The organism is Rhodococcus sp. NCIMB 12038 (assembly GCF_002165735.1).
GTDB lineage: Bacteria > Actinomycetota > Actinomycetes > Mycobacteriales > Mycobacteriaceae > Rhodococcus_F.
This window is the reverse complement of sequence record NZ_NHML01000005.1, coordinates 35,795-59,578: the sequence shown is the minus strand read 5'-3', so window position 1 is coordinate 59,578 and position 23,784 is coordinate 35,795. Positions and strand designations below refer to the sequence as shown.

The following is a 23,784-nucleotide window of genomic DNA, read 5'->3' as shown; positions in this document are numbered from 1 at the left end:
GGCACGTCCGACCACGTCAAACACAACCGGGCGAATGTACCTTCGATCGATCGCCGACCGAAGGTACATTCGCTCGTGGGTTTCCGGAGCCTTCCGGTATCTCTGAGGAAAGGCGGCGCGGTGGGTGCTGGGGGTCGACTCGAGAGAGTCCGAGCGGTTCGGGGAGTTCGGGCGGTTCGGGGAGTTCGGGGAGTTCGGGGCCGAAGCCGCGGGAACGGTGTGGCAGTGACCGCACTCCTGCTGGCACTGTCGACGGCGGTACTCACATCGTGCACCGCCGATCCGCCTCCGCCGGTCGAGAGCACCGACAGCCCCAAGCCGACGGTGTCCCCGACCGAGAAGCAGCCCGTCGTCGTCGCGATCGACGACGTGGGCAGCGGATTCAACCCGCACCTGCTGTCGGACCAGTCGCCGGCGAACTCCGCGGTGAGCGCCCTCGTCCTGCCGAGCCCGTTCCGGCCGGTGCCCGACCCCGCGCACCCGGGCGGCAGCACCTGGATTCCCGACTCCTCCCTCGTCATCTCCGCGGACGTCACGTCGCAGGAACCGTTCACCGTCACGTACCAGCTTCGCAACGAAGCGCAATGGTCCGACGGTGCGCCCATCGCCGCCGAGGACTTCCGCTACCTGTGGCAGCAGATGATCAGCGCCCCCGGCGTGGTCGACCCCGCCGGCTACGACCTGATCCAGGACGTCCGGTCCTCGGGCGGCGGCAAGACGGTCACCGTCGTGATGAAGGCCGCCTACCCGGCGTGGCGTGAACTCTTCACCGACCTGCTGCCGTCACACCTCATCAAGGATTCCCCCGGCGGTTTCGCGACCGGACTGGCCGAGAACATCCCGGTGTCGGGCGGGCACTTCCACATCAAGTCGATCGACCGCGGCCGCGACGAGATCCTGCTCGAACGCAACGACCGGTTCTGGGACAAACCGGCGACCCCCGACCAGATCCTGATGCGCCGCGACGGCACCCCGTCGCAGCTCGCCGACTCGATGCGCAACAACGACACCCAGATCGTCCAGATTCACGGGGGAACAGCGACTTCCGCTCAGCTCGCGGCGATCCCGGCGGTGCGGACCGGTGCGTCGTTCCAGCCCCGCGGACTCGACCTCACGCTGAACGGCCGGGTGCCCGAACTCGCCGACGTCCGGGTGCGGAAGAGTCTGCTGAACCTGCTGGACACGGACCTGCTCGCCGTCGTGGGCGCGGGCAGCGAGGCGTCGGCGGTCCCGGCGCGCTCGCAGGTCTACGCCCCCTCCGATCCCGGTTACAGCGCGACCGCACCCGCGCGGCCGAGCCGCGAACAGGTGCTGGCGCAGCTGGCCGAATACGGCTACGTCGCCGAAACACCCCCGGATACCGTCGTTCCCGCAGGCACGGTGCCGCCCACCCGGCTCGTCCGTGAGGGCGTCCCGCTCACGCTCGTCATCGGGACACCCGAGGGAGACGACACCGCGAGCGCCGTCGCCAACACGGCGGCCGACCAGTTGCGCGGCGCCGGCATCGACGCCACGGTGACGTCGCTGCCCGCCGAGGAGTTGTACGGTGAGTCGCTGAGCAGGGGCGACATCGGAGCGGTCGTCGGCTGGTCGCGCGCCGGGTCCGACCCGGCGACGGCGCTGGCGTCCCGGCACAGCTGTCCGCCCGCAATGGTCGCGACGACTCAGCCGAACACCGAAACCGCCGTCCCCGAACGTGATTCGGTGTCGGAGGCCGAGGCCCCGTCGAACCTGTCGGGAGTCTGCGATCCCACCTTGCAGCCGTCGATCGACGCCGCGCTGCGTGGGGTCGGTGACGTGCCGCAGGCCCTCGCCGACGCCGATCGCAGGCTCTGGGACCTGGCTGCGGTGCTGCCGATCATGCAGGACCGCACGCTGGTCGCGGCCGGGCCCGGTGTCGACGGGGTATCGCTGTCGGGCGCGGTGCCCGTCGGAATATTCAGTGACGCAGCAGACTGGAGCAGGATCAAGGAATGAGTGAGCGGCGACTTCTGCTGGTCCATGCCCATCCCGACGACGAGACCCTCACCACCGGCGGCACCATCGCGCGCTACGCCGCCGACGGTACCGACGTCCACGTCCTGACGTGCACGCTCGGCGAGGAGGGCGAGGTGATCGGTGACGAGTGGGCGCACCTGGTTGCGGACGCCGCCGATCAGCTCGGCGGGTTCCGGATCGGTGAGCTGACGTCCGCGCTGGCGTCGCTCGGTGCGGGGCGGCCACGATTCCTTTTAGGGGCGGGACGCTTCCGCGACTCCGGCATGGCGGGCACGGCGTCGGCGGCGAACCCGCGCGCCTTCGTCAACGCCGACCGCGACTCGGTGACCGCGGCGATCGTGGCGGTCATCCGCGAGGTGCGGCCGCACGTCGTCGTCACGTACGACCCGGACGGCGGATACGGGCACCCCGACCACATCCAGGCGCACGGGATCGTCACGGCGGCCGTCGAGGCGGCGGGAACCGAACAGTTCCCGGACGCGGGCGTCCCCTGGGAGGTCGCGAAGCTGTACTGGACGGTGACCGAGGCGAGTGCGCTCGAGGCAGGTCTCTGCCGGATCGGCGATCTTCCCGACGGCTGGCGGCTGCCGGAGCCCGGCGAATTGCCGAGCGTGCCGGACGCCGACGTGACGACGGTGATCGACGTACGGGGTGTGCTCGATGCGAAGCGGAACGCGCTGTCGGCGCACGCCACGCAGGTGACCGTGGCGCCGAGCGGCACCGAGTACGCGCTCTCCAACGACATCGCGCAGCCGATCCTGGTGGAGGAGCATTTCGTGCTGGTGCGCGGCGCCCTCGGGGATCGGGACGCCGACGGCAGGGAGCGGGACCTCTTCGGTGGCGTGCGTCTCTGACCGCAGGTGTCTGTGACCGGCGTCACGTATTACACTGTGGCGCACGTCACGCAGCGGCCGCGGTCGAGTCCGCGTGGCACCCGTCAGGAGAGGCGATAGATGTACAACTGGGATGTTCAGAACGCCATCGTCGCGTTCGTCGATACGCTTCGGCCCTCGTGGCCGGCCCAGCACGACCTGTACTACAGCGTGCTGTACGGATTCGCCGACATGCAGAGCCATTTGCTGACCCTGCTGGGCTACCCGCCCGTCGCCTGATCCACTATTGACACATGACCGTCGGCACCGCAGCGCAACCCGGGCACCTCGACGCTTTGGGGAGGGTCACCCTCGCGTTGCTGGTGTTCGACGGTTTTCTGTGCGCCGTCCTGTCGGTGCTGTTCCTGCCTAGCTATCTCGGTGCCACGCCGTTTCCGATAAGCATCCTCGCCGCCGCGGTCGCCAATCTGGCGCTGGTGATCGCCGCCCGGTCCACGACCGGCCGGGTCAGGTCGGGAGTGCTGCCGCTCGCCGGGTGGGGGGTCGGTTTCCTGCTCTGCATGTTCGGCGGTCCGGGCGGCGACGTGCTCATGCTCGCGTCCGTCTGGACGCTCCTGCTCCTGATCGGCTCGCTGCTTCCCGCAGCGGTCTACCTGTGGAAGGTCAGTGTCAAAGCGGCTTTCGGGGCTGTTTCGCCTCCAGAACGCGAGGGTACGCGGTAACCACCAGCAGTCTGCTGAAGGAGCATCGCGATGACCGATCAGAACTTCACGACCGACGACGCCGGCATCCCGGTCACGAGTGACGAACACTCGCTCACCATCGGGACGGACGGGCCCATCCTCCTCCAGGACCACTACCTGATCGAGAAGATGGCCCAGTTCAACCGCGAACGCGTTGCGGAACGCCAACCGCACGCGAAGGGGGGCGGGGCGTTCGGACGGTTCGAAGTCACCGAGGACGTCTCCGCGTACACGAAAGCCGATCTCTTCCAGCCCGGGAAGAAGACGGATCTGCTGATCCGATTCTCGTCCGTCGCCGGCGAGCGCGGCAGCCCGGACACCTGGCGCGACCCTCGCGGATTCGCCGTGAAGTTCTACACCGAGCAGGGCAACTACGACATGGTCGGAAACAACACGCCCGTCTTCTTCGTCCGCGACCCGATGAAGTTCCAGGATTTCATCCGCTCGCAGAAGCGGCGCGCCGACAACAACCTTCGCGACCACGACATGCAGTGGGACTTCTGGACGCTGTCCCCGGAGTCGGCGCACCAGGTCACCTGGCTGATGGGCGATCGCGGCATCCCGCGCACCTGGCGGCATATGAACGGGTACTCCAGCCACACTTACATGTGGGTGAACGCCGCCGGCGAGAAATTCTGGGTGAAATACCACTTCCACACCGACCAGGGCATCGAGTTCTTCACGCAGCACGAGGGCGACCAGATGGCGGCCGTCGACACCGATTACCACACACGGGACCTGTGGGAGCACATCGACGGCGGCGAGTACCCGAGCTGGACGCTGAAGATGCAGATCATGCCGTTCAAGGATGCGGACGACTACCGGTTCAACCCGTTCGACCTCACCAAGGTGTGGCCGCACGGCGACTACCCGCTGATCCCCGTCGGCAGAATGACACTCGACCGCAACCCGACCGATTACCACTGCGAGATCGAGCAGGCCGCATTCGAACCCAGCAATCTGGTTCCCGGCATCGGCCCGAGCCCCGACAAGATGCTCATCGGCCGGCTGTTCTCGTACCCGGACGCCCACCGCTACCGGATCGGCGCCAACTACAAGGAACTGCCCGTCAACCGGCCGCACGTACCCGTCCGCTCGTACTCGAAGGACGGCAACATGCGGCACCACAACCCCGGGGACCCGGTGTACGTGCCGAATTCCAAGGGCGGCCCGCACGCCGATCCGTCGCAGGTCGGAGAGACCGCCACCTGGTACGGCGCCGGCGACATGGTCCGCTCGCCCTACGCACTCCACAAGGAGGACGACGACTGGGGTCAGGCCGGGACGATGGTCCGTGAGGTACTCGACGACGCCGCCCGGGACCGCCTGGTGGACAACGTCGTCGGGCACCTGCTGAACGGCGTCAGCGAACCGATCCTGGCGAAGGCGTTCGAGTACTGGCGCAACGTCGACAAGACGCTCGGCGACCGGATCGCCGACGGGGTGTCGGAGAAGCAGTCCGAGACGGATCCCAAGGCGGGGGAGCAGGCCAATCCGGCGCGCAGCAGCGCGCAGGCGAAGGCCTAACCCTCGAACGCCACCGGGTGCCGGGGCTCGTACAGCGTCATCTCTCCCGCTCCGGGGATCTTCAGGGAGGTGGTGAGGCCGTACCGGTCGTCCCGGATTCCGCGGGTGAATTCGGCGCCCTTGGCCTCGAGTTCCGCCACGGTCGACTCGATGTCGTCGCACATCAGCGAGATCTCGTGATGCGGCCGGGTCGACCACGGCTCGCCGCCCCGATCGTCCGAGGTGGGATGCACTCCCATCTCGGACGGCCCGGTGCGGAAGATCAGCCAACCGCCGCCGGCGTCGACGTGCGGCCAGCCCAGCACGTCGCGGAAGAAATCGCGGGCGGCCTCGGCGTCGTCGGCGTAGACCAGAGTGTGCACAGCTGTGATCATGTGGGAAGCCTAGTGCGATTCGTCCGTCACACTGAGGGAATGTCGAACGACGAACTGTCCGGTCTCACCATCGCCGTCACCGCCGAACGGCGGGCCGCCGAGTTCATCACGCTGCTCGAACGGCACGGCGCCGCCATCGTCCACACCCCGGCCATCCACGTGCTTCCGCTCGTCGACGACTCCGATCTGCGCGCCCGCACCGCCGAGATCATCGCGTCGCCGCCGGACCTCCTCGTCGTGAGCACCGCGGTCGGATTCCGGGGATGGCTGGACGCGGCACGGGCCTGGGACGAGGAAGACGCGCTGCTCACCGCCCTGCAATCGGCGCGGATCATCACCCGCGGCCCCAAGGCGAAGGGCGCCGTCCGCGGCGCAGGCCTGCGCGAGGAGTGGTCGCCCGACACCGAATCGTCCGAGGAAGTGCACGACCACCTCGTGGCCGAGGGGGTGCGCGGACTGCGCGTCGTGGTCCAGTTGCACGGCACCATCACCGAATGGGAACCGATGACCGACCTCAGCGTCTCCCTCGCCGGCGCCGGGGCCGAGACGACAGCCGTGTCGGTGTACCGGTGGATCCGGCCCGAGAACCAGCAGCCACTGCTGACGCTGCTCGACCGGATCGTCCGCGCCGAGGTCGACGCCGTCACCTTCACCAGCGCACCCGCCGTGTCCTCGTTGCTCAGCACCGCGAAGGACACCGACCGGGTCGATGCCCTCCTGCAGGCGTTCCACGGTCCGGTCGCACCCGTCTGCGTCGGATCCGTCACGGCGTCGCCGCTCACCGTCCTCGGTGTGGACACCATGCAACCCGCCCGCCCCCGGCTCGGCAGCATGGCCAAATACATCATCGAGGAACTCCCGAAGCGGCGGCATGCGGGGTGAACGGCGCTTTCGGCGCTTCTGACGCGTCGGATGTACCGTTCGCCCGGCGGTCGGGCGCCCGAAATCAGTCGAGCAGCCCGGCCACGCGTGCGGCGTCGGAGAGCACCGACTCGAGCATGGCGGGGGTCAGCCGGCCGGTGAACGTGTTCTGCTGGCTGACGTGATAGCACCCGAACAGGTGCAGGGGACGTTCGGTGCCGGCCAATTCGACGTGCGCGCCGTGCCCGAACTTGGGTCGCGGCCGGGGGACGGCCCAGCCGGCGTCGTCGAGGACCGGGAGCAGCGACTGCCAGCCGAACCCGCCGAGCACGATCACCGACCGCAGGCCGGGTTGCAGGATGCGTAGTTCGGCGTCGAGCCAGTGCCGGCAGTTGTCGCGTTCCTGAGGGGTGGGCTTGTTCGCGGGCGGCGCGCAGTGCACCGGGGACGTGATCCGGACGCCGAACAGTTCGAGGCCGTCGCCGATGCGGGTGGCCGTCGGCTGGCTCGCGAGACCCACGGCGTGCAGGGCGGCGTACAGGAAGTCGCCGCTGCGGTCGCCGGTGAACATGCGCCCGGTCCGGTTCCCGCCGTGCGCGGCGGGCGCGAGACCGACGATCAGCAGGGACGCGTCGGCCGGACCGAATCCGGGAACCGGCCGGCCCCAATAGGTTTCGTCGCGAAACGACGCGCGCTTCTCGCGTGCGACGGTCTCCCGCCACTCGACGAGGCGGGGGCACGCCCGGCAGTCGATCAGGTGGGCGTCGAGACCGGCGATGTCGTTCAGCGGCGCGCCCACACGTCACCTCCGCCGGGGGCCACCGACTCGATGAGCGACCACGCCTGATCGGCAGGCAGGTCGATCACCAGGTATTTTCCAGTGCCTGCGGGGGTCGCGGCGATGACGGTCGCCACTCCTGCCCGCCGCTGGAAGAACGTCTGGCGGACGGTCCAGCCGATGATGCCGTCGGCCTCGAGACTGACCCGGGCGCGGTCGAGGGAGCCGCTGCGGGTGATCAACCACCCGGGCAGCACGGCGTGACCGAGGCCGCGGTACCGGTCCCACGCCAGCGCCACCCCGCCGACGGCGAGCATCGCGATCCCGGCCCACACCGCCCAGAACACGGGCCGGTCGAGGATCAGGAACACGAGGGCGGCGGCGAGCGCGATCTCCGCGGGGATCAGGGCCCGGGTGTAACGCCGCCGCTGTGCGACCGGCCCGTGCGGGGTGAGCGGGACCGCGGCCTGGCGGTGGTCGCCGATGACGGTGGCCATCACCCGCTCCGCCTCCGCGCGCGGCGCCTGGGGGAGCAGCAGCGAGGACTCGCGCCTCTCGGCGCTGACACCGGTCATCACGGCATCGAGCCGGGCGCCGCCGGCGAGCCGCAGCAGGAGTGGTTCCTCGAGCCGCGTACCGCGGAGCCGGGCGCGATCGAGGGTGGTCTGGCGGGTCTTCAGCAGGCCGTGGCTGACGTGCAGGGTGCGGCCGTTGTCCGTCAGCGTCATGTTGCCGTACGTCAGCAGGTACCGGACGCACGCGAGGCCGCTGGCGGCGATCAGGAGGACGACGACGCCGACGACGACGGCCACGGCGACCCCGACGCGCTCGGCGGATTCGATCCCCTCGGCCACCGTCGACGAGCGGGCGATCTTCGCCCCGATTCCGTATTGGAACGCGAGTCCGACGATCGCCGCGATGGTCACCACCCCGGTCACCGAGAACGGGGCGTAGCGCACCCACGCGGGAGTCCAGTGGCCGATCTCGTCCACCGCGGGTTCCTGCGTGACCGCGGTGTGCTCGACTTCGGGGGAGGGCTGACGGGCGAGGAGCGCGGCGCGCAGGTCGGGCACCAGCCCGGTGGAGAGGGCGTTGAGTTCGAACTTCGCCGCATCCGGCTTGGCCCCCACCTGCCGGCCGGTGCCGATGCGCACGATCGACAGCCCGAGCAGCCGATGCAGCACCCCCGCCTCCACGTCGACGGAGCGGATCCGGTTGCGCGGTACGGACAGCAGGCGTTTGTTGAACAGGCCCTGCCGCAGTTGCACGTGGACCGGGCCGATGCGGTAACTCGTCGTGAACCAGCGCGAGACGCCGAACACCACGAACACGACGATGGCGACGAGACTCCACACGTGGTTGCCGCTCTGGGTGCCGATCACCAGCGAAATCAGCAGCACCGGCAGGAGTTTGACGATCTCGTTGACGGGGTGGACCAGCAGCATCCGACGGTCCAGGCGCAGCCAGGGCTGCTCCTCCTCCGCCGCGACCGCCGCCTCGCCCTGCGCGATCGGCGGAGCGACGCCCGGTTCCGGTGCCGCACTCATGTGGCGTCACCGACGTTGGTGCCCGCGATCTCGGTGAGCCGCGCGACGGTGCGGTCGGCGGTGCCCTGATCGAGGGCGGCGATCTTGACGGCACCGGCGGACGACGCCGTCGTGACGGTGACGGTCGCCAGCCCCAGCATGCGGTCGATGGGTCCGCGTTCGGTGTCGACGGTCTGGATGCGGGAGATGGGCGCGATGCGCCGTTCCTGGGTGAACCAGCCGCTTCGCGTGTAGACCGCGGTGTCGCTGATCTCCCACCGATGCACCCGGTACCGCCAGAAGGGGACGACAGCGACGTGGACGATCGCGAGCACGACGGTGATCGCGAGGACCGTGAGATGTACCCACACGGGCCACCAGTGGAAGACGAGCGCGACGGCCTGCACGACGAAGACGGGAAACCAGAGGAGGGCAGCGTTGATTGCCCACAGCTGCTTGGCTTTGGGGCTGGGCCGCCACAGCGGCTCCGCCATGGTGACGGTGGTGGGCACACTCATGCCCCTACTTTGGCCGTGCCCCGCCATTCTGTCGAGAACGGACCTATGGTGGGAGGAACCCCGAAGCGAAAGGAGCGCAGACATGACGTCATTCGATGCGGCCGATTCTCCGGAGGTTCCCGAGGCGGACCGGCTCGAGCAGGAGATCGCCGTCGACGACGACAACTCCGACGAGGTCGAAGAAGTGTCGTCGCTGGAGGTGAACGAGGCGGACGCCGCCGAGCAGAGCCGGGCGGTTCCGGTCGACGAGGACTACCCGCGCGGGTAGCGATCCCCGCCGCTCACGGAGTCTGGGTGGCACGGCTCGTCGTCGATGGCGCATGATCGCTGGGTGACCCATTCAGGTGAAGAGTCCGGCCGGCCCACGATGCTTCCCATGCCGGGTGTTCCGGCGGCACCCCCGTCCGGCGTATCGGCGCAGGAAGCGGCCCCGTCCGCGTCCGCGATGCGGCGGGTGCTGCGACGTGCCCGGGACGGTGCCACGCTGAACGTGGACGAGGCGACGGTGTTGTTGCAGGCCCGCGGCGAGGATCTGGTGGATCTGTGTTCGTCGGCGGCGAAGGTCCGCGATGCCGGGTTGCTGGCGGCGGGTCGGCCGAAGGCGGTCACGTATTCGCGGAAGGTGTTCATCCCGTTGACCCGGTTGTGCCGGGACAGGTGCCATTACTGCACGTTCGTGACGGCGCCGGGCAAGTTGCGGGCGGAGGGGCGCGGGGCGTACCTGGAACCGGACGAGGTCCTCGAGATCGCCCGTCAGGGCGCCGAATTGGGCTGCAAGGAAGCCCTGTTCACGCTGGGTGACCGGCCGGAGGATCGGTGGCCGGAGGCCAAGCAGTGGCTCGACGAGCGGGGCTACGACTCGACGCTGGACTACCTGCGGGCGATGTCGATCCGGGTGCTCGAGGAGACCGGGCTGCTGCCGCACCTGAACCCGGGTGTGATGAGCTGGGAGGAGATCTCCCGGCTCAAGCCGGTGGCCCCCTCGATGGGGATGATGCTCGAAACCACCTCCACCCGGCTGTTCACCGACAAGGGCGAATGCCATTACGGCAGCCCGGACAAGGATCCGGCGGTGCGGCTGCGCACCCTGACCGACGCCGGCCGGCTCAGTGTGCCGTTCACCACCGGGATTCTGGTGGGCATCGGCGAGACGGTCCGGGAGCGGGCCGAGTCGATCATGGCGATCCGGAAGTCGCACAAGGCGTTCGGGCACGTCCAGGAGGTGATCGTGCAGAACTTTTTGGCCAAGCCGGACACCGCGATGCGCGATACCCCCGACGCCGGTCTCGAGGAGTTCACCGCGACGATCGCGGTGTCCCGGTTGCTGCTGGGCCCGGGGATGCGGATCCAGTCGCCGCCGAATCTGGTGTCGACCACCGAATGCGCCGCGCTGCTGGGGGCGGGGGTCGACGACTGGGGTGGGGTGTCGCCGCTGACCCCGGATCATGTGAACCCGGAGCGGCCGTGGCCGAACCTGGACACCCTGGCCGAGATCACCGCGGCCGCCGGGTTCGAACTCACCGAACGCACCGCGGCGCAGCCGCAGTTCGTGCTGGCCGGGGCGCCGTGGATCGATCCGCGGATCCTCGGGCACGTGCACGCCCTCTCCGACCCGCAGACCGGGCTCGCCAAGCCCGACACCACACCGGTCGGGTTGCCGTGGCAGGAGCCGGACGAGTCGTGGGAGTCGGCGGGGCGGGTGGACCTGAACACCGAGATCGACACCGCCGGCCGCAACACCGACACCCGCAGCGATCTGGGCAGCGCGTTCGGGGACTGGGAGACCGTCCGCGAGCAGGTGCTGGAGTTGTCCGGCCCGGTGCGGGTGGACACCGACGTCCTGGCGGCGCTGCGCAGCGCCGAACGCGACCCGGCGGGGCTGTCCGATGACGAGTACCTGGCGTTGGCGACCGCGGACGGGGCGGGACTCGAGGCGGTGGTCGCGTTGGCGGATGCGCTGCGTAAGGATGCGGTCGGGGACGAGGTCACGTATGTGGTGAACCGGAACATCAATTTCACCAACATCTGCTACACCGGGTGCCGGTTCTGTGCGTTCGCGCAGCGCAAGGGCGACGCGGACGCGTTCACCCTGTCCACCGACGAGGTCGCGGACCGGGCGTGGGAGGCGCACGTCGCGGGGGCGACGGAGGTGTGCATGCAGGGCGGTATCGACCCGGAACTCCCGGTGACCGGGTACGCGGATCTGGTGCGGGCGGTGAAGAAGCGGGTCCCGTCGATGCATGTGCACGCGTTCTCGCCGATGGAGATCGTCAACGGCGCCTCCCGGGGCGGGCAGAGCATCCGGGACTGGTTGACGGAGTTGCGGGAGGCGGGTCTGGACACCATTCCCGGGACGGCGGCGGAGATCCTCGACGACGAGGTGCGGTGGGTGCTGACGAAGGGGAAGTTGCCGACCGCGACGTGGGTGGAGGTGGTGACCACGGCGCACGAGGTGGGGCTGCGGTCGAGTTCGACGATGATGTACGGGCACGTCGACAACCCGAAGCATTGGGTGGGGCATCTGCGGGTGCTGTCCTCTATTCAGGACCGCACCGGGGGGTTCACCGAGTTCGTGCCGTTGCCGTTCGTGCATCAGAGTGCGCCGCTGTATCTGGCGGGGGCGTCGCGGCCGGGTCCGACCAACCGGGACAACCGGGCGGTGCACGCGCTGGCCCGGATCATGCTGCACGGGCGGATCCCGAACATTCAGACCAGCTGGGTCAAGCTGGGGGTGACCGGCACCCAGGTGATGTTGCGGGGCGGGGCGAACGATCTCGGCGGCACGTTGATGGAGGAGACCATCTCCCGGATGGCGGGTTCCGAGCACGGATCGGAGAAGACCGTCGCCGAGTTGCGGGCCATCGCCGAGGGCATCGGCCGCCCGGCCCACGAACGCACCACCACACACGCCCGGCGCGAGGGACGGTCGCCGGCCGCATGAGCGAGACACATCGGCTGGGCGACGACACGGTCGTCGGCATCCTGGACCGCGCCGCACGCGGCATCAACCCCGTGCTCGATCTGGCCCTCACGGATCCGTTCGGTATCAAGGGCCGGACGTTCACCCCGGCAGCGGAGGAACGGGGCGCCGCGGAGGCACTGCTCGACGGCCTCGCGTGGGTGCTCGACACCGTGCGGTTCCCGGGAACGGCGTCGTGGGAGAAGGCGAGCGACGACGAGCGGGCACGGTGGTGGGTGACGCGGATCGGTGCGCTGAACACGATCGCGGTCGCGTCCCCGGGCATGTTCGGTGTTCTCCTCAACCGGCTCCCGATCCAGGACGTGCTCGGATTCGCGAATCAGGCCGTCGTGCTCGTCGCCGTGGCCCGGGAGCACGGCGTCACCGACCGGTCCGAGCAGGTGGACCTGCTGGCGTCCGTGCTCTGCCGCCGTGAGACGGACGCGTCCGCGGTGCTCGCCCGCGCGACCCCGCCATCCGATTCGGCGGACGGTGCCTCGGTGTGGCGCCCGTTCGGGCTGATCGGCGCGCTGTGGCGCACCGCGGGCACGGTGCGGGCGCTCAGTGACGAACTAGACAAACGCCCGCAACCGGGCGGGACCTACGCGCTGCTGGGCAACATCCCGGTGGTCGGTGTGGTGGCCGGGTATCTCGGCGAACGGGGCGCGCTGGTGAGAGCCGTAAAACAAGCCGAGAAACGGATTGCGAACCGGGCGCCGATGCCCGCGACGATCCGTCGGGTCAGGTAACCCTCACCGCAGAGGGGTCCGCCGGGCAGGCGATAATGATTTCTTCCACGAGGTACAAGCGGCCCGTACCTCGTGCTAACTCGTGTCAGAAAGGCAGGGAGAGCGGCAGTGCCCTACACGATTGCTGAACCGTGCGTGGATGTGCTGGACAAGGCGTGTATCGAGGAATGCCCTGTCGACTGCATCTACGAGGGCGGGCGGATGCTCTACATCCATCCGGACGAATGCGTGGACTGCGGCGCCTGTGAACCCGTCTGCCCCGTCGAAGCCATCTTCTACGAAGACGACGTTCCGGACCAGTGGAACGGCTACATTTCCGCGAATGTCGACTTCTTCGACGACCTCGGTTCCCCCGGCGGCGCGGCGAAGCTGGGCAAGGTCGACTACGACCCGCCGTTCGTCAAGGCGCTGCCCCCCATGGGCGAGGACTAGATGTGCCTCGTATCCCGGTAGCCGCAGCACTTCCCGACTTTCCGTGGGACTCGCTCGAGTCGGCGAAGGCGAAGGCCTTCGCCCACCCGGGTGGCATCGTCAACCTGTCGGTGGGAACCCCCGTCGATCCGGTGGCCCCGATCATCCAGGAGGCGCTGACCGCGGTCGCTGCGGTTCCGGGATATCCGACGACGCACGGCACGGACGAACTCCGCAACGCCGCGGTCGAGGCGCTGCGCCGCCGCTACGGAATCACCGGCATCGATCCGGCGGCGGTGCTGCCCGCGATCGGCACGAAGGAGCTCATCGCCTGGCTGCCACGCCTTCTCGGGCTCGGCGCCGACGACCTCGTGGTCATTCCGGAGCTGGCGTACCCCACCTACGAGGTGGGTGCGCTCCTCGCGGGTGCGCGGGTGATCCGCACCGACGGCCTGAACCGGCTCGGCCCCGAGGGCGCGTCGCTGATCTTCGTGAACTCGCCGTCCAATCCGACCGGCAAGGTGCTCGGCCTCGAGCATCTGCGCAAGGTGGTCGACTGGGCGCGCACCCGGGGCGCCATCGTGGCGTCCGACGAGTGCTACCTGGGGTTGACCTGGGAAGGGGAAGCGCTCTCCATCCTCGACGAGCGGGTGAACGACGGCGATCTCACCGGTCTCCTCGCGGTGCATTCGCTGTCGAAGACGTCCAACCTCGCGAGCTACCGCGCGGGCTTCGTCACCGGTGACCCGGCGTTGGTCGCCGAACTTCTCGAGGTCCGCAAGCACGCGGGCATGATGGTGCCGTTGCCGATCCAGTCGGCGATGACCGCCGCGCTCAGCGACGACGACCACGAGAACGAGCAGCGTGAGCGGTACCGCCGTCGCCGCGAGATCCTTCTCGCAGCGGTGCGCGGCGCCGGATTCACCGTCGACGATTCCGAGGCCGGGCTGTACCTGTGGGCGACCCGCGGCGAAGCCTGCCGGGACACCGTCGAGTGGTTCGCCGAGCGGGGCATTCTCGTGGCGCCGGGGGAGTTCTACGGTCCCGGCGGCGGCACCCACGTCCGGATCGCGCTCACGGCCGACGACGAACGCATCGCGGCCGCAGTGGAACGACTCGCCTGACCCGAGTCGGCCCGGACGGAACGGTCGCGGTGCAAGTATGGTGCCGTGACCCTCGACGACGTCGCCGACGAACTGTACGGCCTCGACCCCGGTGAGTTCGTCGAGGCGCGCACCGCGCAGGTGACGGCGGCGCGGGAGAACAAGGACCGCGCCCTGGCCACCGAGATCGGGAAACTGCGCAAGCCCACGGTCGTCGGCTGGCTCGTCAACCTGCTCGCCCGCGAACTGCCCGACGAGGTGGGTGCGCTCCTCACCCTCGGCGACGCCCTCCGCGATGCGCAGCGGCACCTGTCCGGCCCGGACCTTCGGCGGCTGACGACGCAGCGCCAGCAGGTGGTCCGGGCGTTGGCGCGCAAGGCCGGCGAACTCGCCGCCGACCGGGGCCGGACCGTCGGTGAGGACGCGCTGCGGGATGTCGGTCAGACGCTGCACGCCGCGCTCGCCGACGCCGACACCGCCGAACGGGTGCGGCGCGGCCGGGTGGTGACGGCGGCGAGCTACAGCGGTTTCGGGCCTGCCGGACTCACCGTCGTTCAGGGAAAGGCGGCGAAGGAGCCGTCGAAGTCCGAACCCGAAAAGCCGAAGAAGGCGAAGAAATCGCAGGAGCGTGATCTCTACGCCGAACGCGCTGCGGCCGAGGCGGAACTGGCGGACGCCACGTCCGGGGCCGACGAGATCCGCGGCGCGCTGGACGACGCGAACACCGAACTCGGGGAGGCGCGATCCACGCTGACCGAGATCGACCACCGGATCGAGGAACTGCGCGCCGAACTCGAACACGCCGAGCAGGAGCGGCAGTTCACCCGGAACGCGGAGAAGGCCTCGGCGGAGGCAGTGCACCGGGGGGAACGCGAACTGGAGGCGGCGGAGCGGCGGGTCGAGGCATCCCGGCGCGCACTCGACGACCTCGGCTGAGGACGAGGGCCGGAAACCTTGACCTCGAGCGCGGTTGAGGTCTTAGCCTGGCCTCATGTCCTTCACCGAGCAGGAACTCGATTACCTGGCATCGCAGCGCATCGGCAGGCTCGCCACGGTGCAACCCGGCGGAACCTTGCAGGTCAGTCCCGTCGGCTTCCACTACAACCCCGACACGTCCACGATCGACATCCAGGGCTACAACATGGCGGCGAGCCGTAAGTTCCGCAACGTCGCCGACAACGGGAAGGTGGCGTTCGTCGTGGACGACGTGCCGTCCGTCGACCCGTGGCGGGTCCGCTGCGTCGAAATCCGTGGGCGCGCCGAGGCCCTCGACGCCGACGCAGCCCAGGCGAACGGTCTCGGCGGCCCGACCATCCGCATCCGCCCGGAACGCATCATCAGCTTCGGGCTCGGCGCCACCGATCAGGACGTCCACCAACTCGTCTCGAACGCACGCGACGTGTAGCGGACTACGCGATGTCCGGGGAGTAGCCGGCCGCGAGCACGGCGACGGTGGACGGCGGTGTCAGGACGGTGGCGGTGCCGCCCTCCGGCCGGTTCGACGGCGTCCCGTATCCGTCGGCCGACCACGGGACGACGGTGTCGTCGAGCACGACCGCGGGACCGTCGTCGAACAGCACGAAGGCGCCGCGGGGCAGCGACGACCACGCGGCCCGGTGCGTTCGCTGACGGGACCCGTCCAGTCGTTCGCCGTGCAACCGGGCGTCCATCTCGTCGGCGCTCGGCAGGGCGCCCCCGTTCGCGGACCGCCAGGCGGCGCGAAAGTCGTTGTACGGCTCGCGCCTGCACAGGGCGCACGGCCGGTGCCCGGCGGCCAGCGCCACCGCCTCGTCGTGGAAGAACAGCACCGTGTAGTGGCCCTCGCTCCACTGCGGGATCGTGCGCGCCGGGTAGTCGGTGACGCAGACGATCCACCGTTTGCCGGAGTGATTGCGCACCACGGAGTGCCCGCGGTGCAGGCAGCCCCGATTGCCCATGAACCGGCCGCGCAGCGGAATCGCGACGATGCCGGAGCGGGGTGACACGCGGTTCCGTTCGGCCATGCGCCGATGGTAGCCAGCCCGTCGGCGCGTCAAAACCGGATGGCTGCCCCCGTACAGAGCTAACCTGGGCTCGAGGGTTCCGTTCGGACGGGTGTCCCCGTCCGGCCGCGGTTCCCGGTCACAGTTCCTCACACGATCTGAGGGCAGGAGGCAGGCAGCATGGACGCCATCACCCAGGTTCCGGTGCCCACCAACGAGCCGGTCCACACGTACGCGCCGGGCAGTCCCGAACGTTCCCGAGTGCAATCCGCGCTCACCGACATCGCCACCAATCCCGTCGACATCCCGCACGTGATCGGGGGCAAACACCGTCACGGCAACGGCGACCGCGTCGACGTCGTGCAACCCCACCGGCACGCCGCCGTGCTCGGCACGCTGCGCAGCGCCACCCACGACGACGCGTCGGCGGCGGTCGAGGCGGCCACGGCCGCGGCACCGGACTGGCGGGCGCTGTCGTTCGACGACCGGGCCGCCGTGATCCTGCGTGCCGCCGACCTGCTGTCCGGGCCGTGGCGCGAGACGCTCGCCGCGGCGACGATGCTCGGGCAGTCGAAGTCGGTCCAGCAGGCGGAGATCGACGCACCGTGCGAGCTGATCGACTTCTGGCGCTTCAACGTTCACTTCGCCCGCCAGATCCTCGCCGACCAGCCGATCTCCTCGCCGGGTGTGTGGAACCGGCTCGAATACCGCCCGCTCGAGGGCTTCGTCTACGCCATCACTCCGTTCAACTTCAGCGCGATCGCCGGCAATCTGCCGACTGCGCCCGCGCTGATGGGCAACACGGTGATCTGGAAGCCGTCGTCGACGCAGACCGTCGCCGCGTACTGGACGATCAAACTGCTCGAAGCGGCGGGCATGCCCCCGGGCGTGATCAATCTGCTCACCGGCAGCGGGCAGGTGGTGTCGGAGGTGCTGCTGAGCGACCCCCGGCTCGCCGGAATCCACTTCACGGGTTCGACCCGCACGTTCCAGCATCTCTGGAGCGAGGTGGGCGCGAACATCGGGAAGTACGCGGGCTACCCCCGGCTGGTGGGGGAGACCGGCGGCAAGGACTTCGTGGTCGCGCACGCCTCGGCCGACGAGGACGTACTCCGGACGGCGCTGGTCCGCGGCGCATTCGAATACCAGGGCCAGAAGTGTTCCGCCGCCTCCCGGGCCTACGTCCCGAAATCGCTGTGGCGGAGGATGCGGGACACGTTCACTGCGGAAGTCGACGCCCTCACCTACGGGGACGTGACAGACCTGGAGAACTTCGGCGGCGCCCTCATCGACCGGCGCGCCTACGACAAGAACGTCGCGGCCATCGAACGCGCCCGCGGCGCGGCAGGCCTCGAGATCGCCGTCGGCGGCAAGTACGACGACAGCGTCGGCTACTTCGTCCGTCCAACCGTGCTCCTCGCGGACGACCCCGCCGACGAGGCGATGACCACCGAGTACTTCGGCCCGATCCTGACGGTGCACGTGTACGACGACTCGGCCCCGAACGCGTTCGCCGACGTGCTCGCCAAGGTCGACTCGGCGGCCCCGTACGCACTGACCGGTGCGGTGATCGCCGACGACCGGCAGGCCGTCGAGCAGGCCACGTCGGCCCTGCGGTACACCGCCGGAAACTTCTACGTCAACGACAAGCCGACCGGTGCCGTCGTCGGGCAGCAACCGTTCGGCGGGGCCCGCGCGTCCGGCACCAACGACAAGGCCGGGTCCAAACTCAACCTGCTGCGCTGGGTGTCGGCCCGCACCATCAAGGAGACGTTCGTCCCCGCCACCGATTACCGATATCCGCACATGGGGTCTGAATGAAAGCGCCGACGGTCCTGGCGAATCCGCTGCGCCCGGCGATCCTCGCGGCGGCCCGGTCGTCGCGCGTCAAACGCGCCGTCACCGGCGCCCCGGTCACCCGGAAACTGGTCGACCGCTTCGTGGCGGGCGAGAGCCGGGAGTCGGCGCTGGCGTCCGTTCGTGAGATCCTCGATTCGGGCCGGTCGGTGTCGATCGACTTCCTCGGTGAGGACACCCATGACGCGGCGGGCGCGCAGGCGACGGTCGACGAGTACCTGGCGCTCGTCGCCGATCTCGGTGCCCTGCCGGAGGCAGCGGACACGACGTCGGGGGTCCGCCGGCTCGAGGTGTCGATGAAGTTGTCGGCGCTCGGGCAGGCGCTCGCCGGCGACGGCACGCGGATTGCCACCGGCAACGCCCGCACGATCTGCGCCGCAGCCGAGGCGGCCGGGGTGTGGGTGACCGTGGACGCCGAGGACCACACCACCACCGATTCGACGCTCGCGATCGTCCGCGAACTCCGCACCGACTTCCCATGGCTCGGTGCGGTGCTGCAGTCGTATCTGCGCCGCACCGAGGACGACTGCCGAGCCCTCGCGGGCCCCGGCTCGCGGGTCCGGCTCTGCAAGGGGGCGTACCGGGAACCCGAGTCCGTGGCATTCAAGGACCGTGCCGCCGTGGACGCCTCGTATCTGCGTTGCCTGACGATCCTCATGGAAGGCGAGGGGTACCCGATGGTGGCCTCGCACGACCCGGCCGTCATCGACGCGGTCGCCCCGATGGTCGGGCGCACCGGCCGCGCCGCGGACGCCTACGAGCATCAGATGCTGTTCGGGATCCGGGACGTCGAGCAACTGCGGCTCGCGAACCAGGACAAGCAGGTTCGGGTATACGTGCCGTACGGAAGTCAGTGGTACGCGTACTTCATGCGGCGACTGGCCGAGCGTCCCTCGAACCTGCGGTTCTTCCTGCGCTCGGTGGTCACCCGGGACTGACCGGCGCGGGCCGCTGACCGGATCCGGTGCGGGCGCGCCGTTGTAGAGTTTCGCGGTGACGACTTCTGGCGCGGGATGGATCAGCGCGGTCCTCTTCGCCGTCGTTCTCGTCCTCGCCTCACTGATCGGATCGGTGCACACCGGTGAGGGGCGCATCGGTGAGGTGGGGTTCACCCGTCCGCCGCGCACCGCGGTGGTGCTGTGGTTGCTGATCGCCGTGCCGTCACTGCTGCAGATCGTCGTTCCCGCCGTCCTCGACGCCCTCGAGCGTGACCCCGACCAGATCCGGGACCACCAGTGGTGGCGGATCTTCACGTCGGTCGCGGTGCAGGACGGGGGAGTGGCCGGAACCGTGGTGAACCTGCTCGTCCTCGCCTGGGTGGCGCCGCTCGCGGTCCGGGTGTGGGGTGGAGTCCGGGCCGTACTGCTGTTCGTGGCGAGCCAGATCATCTTCGGCCTGTTCACCGCGTTCCTGTTCCCGTCGCCCGGCGCGGGCAATTCGGGTGCCACGCTCGCGCTGGCCGCGTCGTTCGCGGGGCTGGTGGTCATGCAGTCCAAGGACAGGCGGGTCCTCACCGCGAGTGGTGGCATCGTGCTCGCCGGCGTCCTGCTGGTGGTGGTCGACGACGCCCACGGACTGGCAGTCCTGACCGGGGCCCTGCTCGGCGCGGCACTCGCCACGGTCAGTCCGCCGCCGGGAGACCCGCCCGACCGCGTCCGGGCGCTGTGAGAGGCTGTCGATGTGCTGCTGCGATCTCTGAATCCTCCGGCCGTCGCCCAGGGCGACGACATTCCCGACGCCATCCGGATCGGCGACGCCACCCTGTCGCGCGGCGACGTGCTCGGTGCGGCGACGTCCGTGGCCGAACGGGTGGCACGCGCGGATCGGGTCGCGATTCTCGCCACCCCCACCGCGACCACCGTCCTCGCCGTCGTGGGCTGCCTCATCGCCGGTGTCACCGCGGTGCCGGTGCCGCCCGATTCCGGCCCCGCCGAACTCGAGCACATCCTGCGCGATTCCGGTGCGCAGGCGTGGCTCGGTGAGGCGCCTGCGGACGCGGCGGGCCTGCCCGTCGTTCCGGTGCGCCTCCACGCCCGGTCGTGGCACAGCTACCCCGAACCGCCCGAGTCGAGCATCGCGTTCGTGCTCTACACGTCCGGCACGACGGGACCGCCCAAGGGGGTCCTGATCAGCAGGAAGGCCATCGCCGCCGGCCTGGACGCCGTCGCGGACGCCTGGCAGTGGACCCGCAACGACACTCTGGTGCAAGGACTTCCGCTGTTCCACATCCACGGACTGATCCTCGGTGTGCTGGGACCGTTGCGGATCGGCAGCAGGCTCGTCCACACGGTCAAACCCACCCCGGCGGCCTACGCCGCGGCGCGGGGAACGATGTACTTCGGAGTCCCCACGGTGTGGAGTCGCATCGCAGGCGACCCCGAATCGGCGCGGGCGCTGTCGGGGGCGCGACTACTGGTGTCGGGGAGCGCCCCGCTGCCCGTCCCGGTGTTCGAGAAGGTGCAGGAGCTGACCGGGCTCGCACTCGTCGAGCGGTACGGCATGAGCGAGACGATGCTCACGCTCAGCACCCGGGCCGACGGCGAACGACGCCCGGGGTGGGTCGGTGTGCCGGTCCGTGGTGTCGAGACCCGGCTCCGCGACGAGCGCGGCGGCGACGTCCCCCACGACGGCGAATCCATCGGCGGTCTGCAGGTGCGGGGGCCGATGCTGTTCGACGGCTACCTCGGCCGGCCCGACGCGACCGCCGAATCGTTCACGGACGACGGCTTCTTCAAGACCGGCGACGTCGCCGTCATCGACCCGGGCGGGTTCCACCGCATCGTCGGCCGCGAATCCACGGACCTCATCAAATCGGGTGGATTCCGCGTCGGGGCGGGCGAGGTGGAGACCTCGCTCCTGGGTCACCCGAGCGTGCGGGAGGCGGCGGTCGTCGGCCTCCCCGACCCGGACCTCGGTCAGCGACTCGTGGCGTTCGTGGTGGGCGACGACGTGTCGGAGGCCGCGCTGATCGAGCACGTGGCCACCGAACTGTCGGTGCACAAGCGGCCCCGCGAGATTCGCGTCGTCGAGTCGCTTCCGCGCAACGCGATGGGCAAGGTGCAGAAGAAGCTGCTGTCCTGAAATCGGTAAGGTGGCGGGCGATACCGGCCCAACACGGATTGGCAGGCGCACAGTGAGTGTCGAGAGCATCGTCCAGAGCACCCGGATCGTCCTCGCCTCCCGGCCGGACGGCGCGCCCACCGCCGACAACTTCCGGCTCGAGGCGGTGAATCTCCCCGACCCCGCGGACGGCCAGGTGCTGATCCGCGTCATCTACCTGTCGCTCGACCCGTATATGCGCGGCCGGATGAGTGCCGCCGAGTCGTACGCCGACCCGGTCGAGATCGACGAGGTCATGGTCGGTGGCACCGTCGGGCAGGTTGTCGATTCCCGGCACCCGGATTTCGCGACGGGTGACTACGTTCTCGGGTACGCGGGCTGGCAGTCGCACGCCGTGGTCGACGGCAAGCACCTCCGCGCACTCGACCGCGACGCCGCGCCGTTGTCGACGGCGGTCGGAGTGCTCGGCATGCCCGGCTTCACCGCGTACTCCGGCCTGCTGAAGATCGGGCAACCGAAGGCGGGCGAGACGGTGGTCGTCGCGGCGGCCAGCGGTCCGGTCGGCTCCGCCGTGGGGCAGATCGCGAAACGGAAGGGCGCCCGGGCCGTCGGGATCGCCGGTGGACCGGAGAAGTGTGCCTACCTGCTGGACGAACTCGGATTCGACGCCGCCGTCGACCACCGGTCCCCGAACTTCGCCGAGGAACTGCGCGCCGCATGCCCGGACGGCATCGACGTCTACTTCGAGAACGTCGGCGGTCCGGTGGCCACGGCGGTGCTGCCGCTGCTCAACCTGTACGCGCGCGTTCCCGTGTGCGGCCTGATCGCGCAGTACAACGACACCGAGACCCCCGAGGGGCCGGATCGGCTGCCCGGGTTCTTCAGCCGGGTGCTCGTCAAGAGCCTCACGATCCGTGGGTTCATCCAGAGCGAGTTCGTCTCCGAGATGTATGCGGACTTCCAGCGCGACGTGTCCGGGTGGATCCGGGAGGGCCGATTCGCCTACCGCGAGGACGTCGTCGACGGGCTCGAGAACGCGCCCGCGGCGTTCATCGGGCTGCTCCGGGGCAGCAACTTCGGCAAGCTGGTGGTCCGGGTCGCCGAGGAGAATTGACCGACCACCCTGCTGGGATGTCTGTATTCGCCCTGGACAGGGCGCTGTCGTGATACAACTGTGACAGAAGCGGACCCTCGTTATGTTTGCGTGATGTCGATGATGCGGGAGTTCGGTGTCATCCACCTACGGGAGCGGTCAGAGCTATGACGAATCACAGTCCTGAGGCGGGTTCGCAGATCCTCGTCGACGGCAGGCCCGCGTCCGCCCCGCTGCGCGACACGCTGACCGTCGCGCAGAACCTGGTCCGGCATTTCGCCGACAACGTCACCCCGTGCGGTTCGCTGCCCGGCGAACAACTGCAGAGCGACGTCATGGATTTCACGATCGTCTGTCTCGGTCTCGGCATCCAGATGCTCGACGAGGGCATCAGCCCGACGGACGAGGACCTCGCGGAGGTGCGCAACAGTTCCGCGCGCTGGGCCCGCGAGGGCTTCCCGCTGAAACTCGTGCTCCGCATCCTCCACGAAGGTATCCGGGAGGCAGGCGACCTCGTCGCCTCGAACGCCCGCGAGGAAGACCTGCCCGAACTCCTGGCCATCCAGAAGGTGATGTTCACCCTCCTCGAATGCGTGACGGTCGCCGCCACGACCAGCTACGTGGAGGAACTGGAAGCGGTCAACACCGAACGCGACGGCGCCGCAGTCAATCTCGTCACGGCGCTGCTCAGCGGCCGAAACGCGGCGGCCGCGGCCCGGCACGCGGGTGTGGAGCCGGCCGACGAATACGTAGTGCTGGGGCTGTCGATTCCGTCGCATCCCACCGAGGCCGTGACCCACCGGCGCAAGGCCGTCGTCGCCCGGCAGAAGCTGCGCCGGTTGCAGATCGAGCTGGCGGACGCCGCGGGTGGGGCGGCCCTCTGTTCGCTGAGCCCGGACGGCGGAACGCTGTTGCTACCGGGGTCGCCGGAGCGGGCGTGGATGGTCTCCCTGCTCGACCGCATCGGAGCGGCCGCCGGGGTTCCCCTCACCGCGACGGCGACCCGGGTCCGGACCGCCGGTATCCCTGCGGCGGCGGACGAGGTTCACGAACTCCTGGGTCTCGTCCATCAGCTGGCCCTGGAGCCTGGCCTCTACGAGATGGACGATCTGGCGCTCGAATACCAGCTCACCCGGCCCGGGCCGGGCCGGACCCACCTGGCCCGGCTCCTCGAACCGCTGCAGGGCTCGCCAGAACTGATCGAGACGCTCGAGGTGCACATCGGCCACGATCTGAATCGGCAGCGGACCGCGAAGCAGATGCACCTGCACACCAACACGGTGGACTACCGGCTCAAACGGGTGGCGCAGCTGACGGGCTGCGATCCGACCCGCCCCTCCGGGCTCCGGCGGATCCAGGCCGCGCTCGTGGCACGCCGACTCGAGGTCGAGCAACCCGACCGCTGATCGGAC

General features: G+C 69.5%; 24 protein-coding genes. 19 read left to right on the top strand and 5 right to left on the bottom strand.

The genetic code is table 11. The features are described 5' to 3' along the window. Positions 1–219: 219 nt before the first annotated feature. The 5 genes from CA951_RS08560 (at position 220) to CA951_RS08545 (ending at position 5,101) form a co-directional block, all read left to right on the top strand. The gene (locus tag CA951_RS08560) at positions 220–1,977 is read left to right on the top strand and encodes an ABC transporter family substrate-binding protein (protein WP_179220149.1); all 1,758 of its coding nucleotides are present in this window, start codon (positions 220–222) and stop codon (positions 1,975–1,977) included. Continuing rightward, on the top strand, positions 1,974–2,852 hold the full coding sequence (gene mshB, locus CA951_RS08555; RefSeq protein WP_087556451.1) for an N-acetyl-1-D-myo-inositol-2-amino-2-deoxy-alpha-D-glucopyranoside deacetylase: 879 nt from the start codon (positions 1,974–1,976) through the stop codon (positions 2,850–2,852). Before CA951_RS08560 ends, mshB begins: the two co-directional genes overlap by 4 nt. A 99-nt stretch (positions 2,853–2,951) precedes the next feature. After that, positions 2,952–3,110: a hypothetical protein gene (locus tag CA951_RS43355; RefSeq protein WP_005239161.1), complete on the top strand. Its 159-nt coding sequence runs from the start codon at positions 2,952–2,954 to the stop codon at positions 3,108–3,110. Positions 3,111–3,124: 14 nt separating this feature from the next. Beyond that, the gene (locus CA951_RS08550) at positions 3,125–3,553 is read left to right on the top strand and encodes a hypothetical protein (protein WP_087556450.1); all 429 of its coding nucleotides are present in this window, start codon (positions 3,125–3,127) and stop codon (positions 3,551–3,553) included. A gap of 30 nt (positions 3,554–3,583) precedes the next feature. Continuing rightward, a complete protein-coding gene (locus CA951_RS08545; protein ID WP_087556449.1) occupies positions 3,584–5,101 on the top strand; it encodes a catalase in 1,518 nt (505 codons plus the stop codon). Here the strand turns inward: CA951_RS08545 and CA951_RS08540 are convergent. After that, positions 5,098–5,475, bottom strand: coding sequence for a VOC family protein (locus CA951_RS08540; RefSeq protein ID WP_087556448.1), 378 nt, complete (start codon positions 5,473–5,475; stop codon positions 5,098–5,100). The genes CA951_RS08545 and CA951_RS08540 overlap by 4 nt on opposite strands. 39 nt (positions 5,476–5,514) lie before the next feature. On the opposite strand from CA951_RS08540, the gene CA951_RS08535 reads away from it, so the two are divergent. Further along, the gene (locus tag CA951_RS08535) at positions 5,515–6,357 is read left to right on the top strand and encodes a uroporphyrinogen-III synthase (protein ID WP_087556447.1); all 843 of its coding nucleotides are present in this window, start codon (positions 5,515–5,517) and stop codon (positions 6,355–6,357) included. Positions 6,358–6,421: 64 nt separating this feature from the next. On the opposite strand, the gene CA951_RS08530 is transcribed toward CA951_RS08535, so the two are convergent. The 3 genes from CA951_RS08530 to CA951_RS08520 are packed head-to-tail and all read right to left on the bottom strand — an operon-like array spanning position 6,422 to position 9,158. Continuing rightward, positions 6,422–7,135: a uracil-DNA glycosylase gene (locus CA951_RS08530; protein ID WP_087556446.1), complete on the bottom strand. Its 714-nt coding sequence runs from the start codon at positions 7,133–7,135 to the stop codon at positions 6,422–6,424. Next, the gene (locus CA951_RS08525) at positions 7,120–8,661 is read right to left on the bottom strand and encodes a PH domain-containing protein (protein WP_087556445.1); all 1,542 of its coding nucleotides are present in this window, start codon (positions 8,659–8,661) and stop codon (positions 7,120–7,122) included. Before CA951_RS08525 ends, CA951_RS08530 begins: the two co-directional genes overlap by 16 nt. Further along, positions 8,658–9,158: a PH domain-containing protein gene (locus tag CA951_RS08520; protein ID WP_087556444.1), complete on the bottom strand. Its 501-nt coding sequence runs from the start codon at positions 9,156–9,158 to the stop codon at positions 8,658–8,660. The genes CA951_RS08525 and CA951_RS08520 overlap by 4 nt, the downstream gene beginning before the upstream one ends. Before the next feature lie 82 nt (positions 9,159–9,240). On the opposite strand from CA951_RS08520, the gene CA951_RS08515 reads away from it, so the two are divergent. The 7 genes from CA951_RS08515 (at position 9,241) to CA951_RS08485 (ending at position 15,785) form a co-directional block, all read left to right on the top strand. Then, a complete protein-coding gene (locus tag CA951_RS08515; RefSeq protein WP_015889740.1) occupies positions 9,241–9,426 on the top strand; it encodes a hypothetical protein in 186 nt (61 codons plus the stop codon). Between the two features lie 45 nt (positions 9,427–9,471). Further along, positions 9,472–12,099, top strand: a complete 2,628-nt coding sequence (locus tag CA951_RS08510) for a bifunctional FO biosynthesis protein CofGH (RefSeq protein ID WP_087556443.1) — start codon at positions 9,472–9,474, stop codon at positions 12,097–12,099. Next, positions 12,096–12,866, top strand: coding sequence for a hypothetical protein (locus CA951_RS08505; protein WP_087556442.1), 771 nt, complete (start codon positions 12,096–12,098; stop codon positions 12,864–12,866). The genes CA951_RS08510 and CA951_RS08505 overlap by 4 nt, the downstream gene beginning before the upstream one ends. A gap of 108 nt (positions 12,867–12,974) precedes the next feature. After that, a complete protein-coding gene (gene fdxA / locus CA951_RS08500; RefSeq protein WP_087556441.1) occupies positions 12,975–13,298 on the top strand; it encodes a ferredoxin in 324 nt (107 codons plus the stop codon). 2 nt (positions 13,299–13,300) lie between these two features. Then, positions 13,301–14,401 (top strand): succinyldiaminopimelate transaminase, encoded by a 1,101-nt coding sequence (gene dapC, locus CA951_RS08495; RefSeq protein WP_087556440.1) that lies wholly within the window; start codon positions 13,301–13,303, stop codon positions 14,399–14,401. 45 nt (positions 14,402–14,446) lie between these two features. After that, on the top strand, positions 14,447–15,316 hold the full coding sequence (locus CA951_RS08490) for a hypothetical protein (RefSeq protein WP_087556439.1): 870 nt from the start codon (positions 14,447–14,449) through the stop codon (positions 15,314–15,316). A gap of 55 nt (positions 15,317–15,371) precedes the next feature. After that, positions 15,372–15,785 carry a PPOX class F420-dependent oxidoreductase gene (locus tag CA951_RS08485; protein ID WP_087556438.1) on the top strand — a complete coding sequence of 138 codons (414 nt, stop codon included), beginning with the start codon at positions 15,372–15,374 and terminating at the stop codon, positions 15,783–15,785. Positions 15,786–15,789: 4 nt separating this feature from the next. On the opposite strand, the gene CA951_RS08480 is transcribed toward CA951_RS08485, so the two are convergent. After that, complete coding sequence (locus CA951_RS08480; RefSeq protein WP_087556437.1) at positions 15,790–16,383, bottom strand: hypothetical protein; 594 nt, start codon at positions 16,381–16,383, stop codon at positions 15,790–15,792. A 159-nt stretch (positions 16,384–16,542) separates the two neighbouring features. Here CA951_RS08480 and pruA point away from each other — a divergent pair, with 159 nt between their 5' ends. The 6 genes from pruA to CA951_RS08450 all read left to right on the top strand — a co-directional run bounded on the left by pruA (position 16,543) and on the right by CA951_RS08450 (position 23,778). Further along, on the top strand, positions 16,543–18,183 hold the full coding sequence (gene pruA / locus CA951_RS08475) for an L-glutamate gamma-semialdehyde dehydrogenase (protein ID WP_087556436.1): 1,641 nt from the start codon (positions 16,543–16,545) through the stop codon (positions 18,181–18,183). After that, positions 18,180–19,157 carry a proline dehydrogenase family protein gene (locus tag CA951_RS08470; protein ID WP_087556435.1) on the top strand — a complete coding sequence of 326 codons (978 nt, stop codon included), beginning with the start codon at positions 18,180–18,182 and terminating at the stop codon, positions 19,155–19,157. Before pruA ends, CA951_RS08470 begins: the two co-directional genes overlap by 4 nt. Positions 19,158–19,212: 55 nt before the next feature. After that, the gene (locus CA951_RS08465; protein WP_087556434.1) at positions 19,213–19,887 is read left to right on the top strand and encodes a rhomboid family intramembrane serine protease; all 675 of its coding nucleotides are present in this window, start codon (positions 19,213–19,215) and stop codon (positions 19,885–19,887) included. A gap of 12 nt (positions 19,888–19,899) precedes the next feature. Continuing rightward, entirely contained in the window at positions 19,900–21,300 is a 1,401-nt protein-coding gene (locus tag CA951_RS08460; RefSeq protein WP_087556433.1) for an acyl-CoA synthetase, read from the top strand. A gap of 52 nt (positions 21,301–21,352) precedes the next feature. After that, a complete protein-coding gene (locus CA951_RS08455; RefSeq protein ID WP_087556432.1) occupies positions 21,353–22,393 on the top strand; it encodes an NADP-dependent oxidoreductase in 1,041 nt (346 codons plus the stop codon). 146 nt (positions 22,394–22,539) lie between these two features. Continuing rightward, on the top strand, positions 22,540–23,778 hold the full coding sequence (locus CA951_RS08450; protein WP_087556431.1) for a CdaR family transcriptional regulator: 1,239 nt from the start codon (positions 22,540–22,542) through the stop codon (positions 23,776–23,778). Positions 23,779–23,784: the final 6 nt, after the last annotated feature.

Bases quoted from the DNA above. Each gene is read 5' to 3' on its own strand.
- mshB (WP_087556451.1), top strand. From the start codon at position 1,974: ATGAGTGAGCGGCGACTTCTGCTGGTCCATGCCCATCCCGACGACGAG.
- CA951_RS43355 (WP_005239161.1), top strand. From the start codon at position 2,952: ATGTACAACTGGGATGTTCAGAACGCCATCGTCGCGTTCGTCGATACG.
- CA951_RS08550 (WP_087556450.1), top strand. From the start codon at position 3,125: ATGACCGTCGGCACCGCAGCGCAACCCGGGCACCTCGACGCTTTGGGG.
- CA951_RS08545 (WP_087556449.1), top strand. From the start codon at position 3,584: ATGACCGATCAGAACTTCACGACCGACGACGCCGGCATCCCGGTCACG.
- CA951_RS08540 (WP_087556448.1), bottom strand. From the start codon at position 5,475: ATGATCACAGCTGTGCACACTCTGGTCTACGCCGACGACGCCGAGGCC.
- CA951_RS08535 (WP_087556447.1), top strand. From the start codon at position 5,515: ATGTCGAACGACGAACTGTCCGGTCTCACCATCGCCGTCACCGCCGAA.
- CA951_RS08525 (WP_087556445.1), bottom strand. From the start codon at position 8,661: ATGAGTGCGGCACCGGAACCGGGCGTCGCTCCGCCGATCGCGCAGGGC.
- CA951_RS08520 (WP_087556444.1), bottom strand. From the start codon at position 9,158: ATGAGTGTGCCCACCACCGTCACCATGGCGGAGCCGCTGTGGCGGCCC.
- CA951_RS08515 (WP_015889740.1), top strand. From the start codon at position 9,241: ATGACGTCATTCGATGCGGCCGATTCTCCGGAGGTTCCCGAGGCGGAC.
- CA951_RS08510 (WP_087556443.1), top strand. From the start codon at position 9,472: ATGGCGCATGATCGCTGGGTGACCCATTCAGGTGAAGAGTCCGGCCGG.
- CA951_RS08505 (WP_087556442.1), top strand. From the start codon at position 12,096: ATGAGCGAGACACATCGGCTGGGCGACGACACGGTCGTCGGCATCCTG.
- CA951_RS08485 (WP_087556438.1), top strand. From the start codon at position 15,372: ATGTCCTTCACCGAGCAGGAACTCGATTACCTGGCATCGCAGCGCATC.
- CA951_RS08480 (WP_087556437.1), bottom strand. From the start codon at position 16,383: ATGGCCGAACGGAACCGCGTGTCACCCCGCTCCGGCATCGTCGCGATT.
- pruA (WP_087556436.1), top strand. From the start codon at position 16,543: ATGGACGCCATCACCCAGGTTCCGGTGCCCACCAACGAGCCGGTCCAC.
- CA951_RS08470 (WP_087556435.1), top strand. From the start codon at position 18,180: ATGAAAGCGCCGACGGTCCTGGCGAATCCGCTGCGCCCGGCGATCCTC.
- CA951_RS08450 (WP_087556431.1), top strand. From the start codon at position 22,540: ATGACGAATCACAGTCCTGAGGCGGGTTCGCAGATCCTCGTCGACGGC.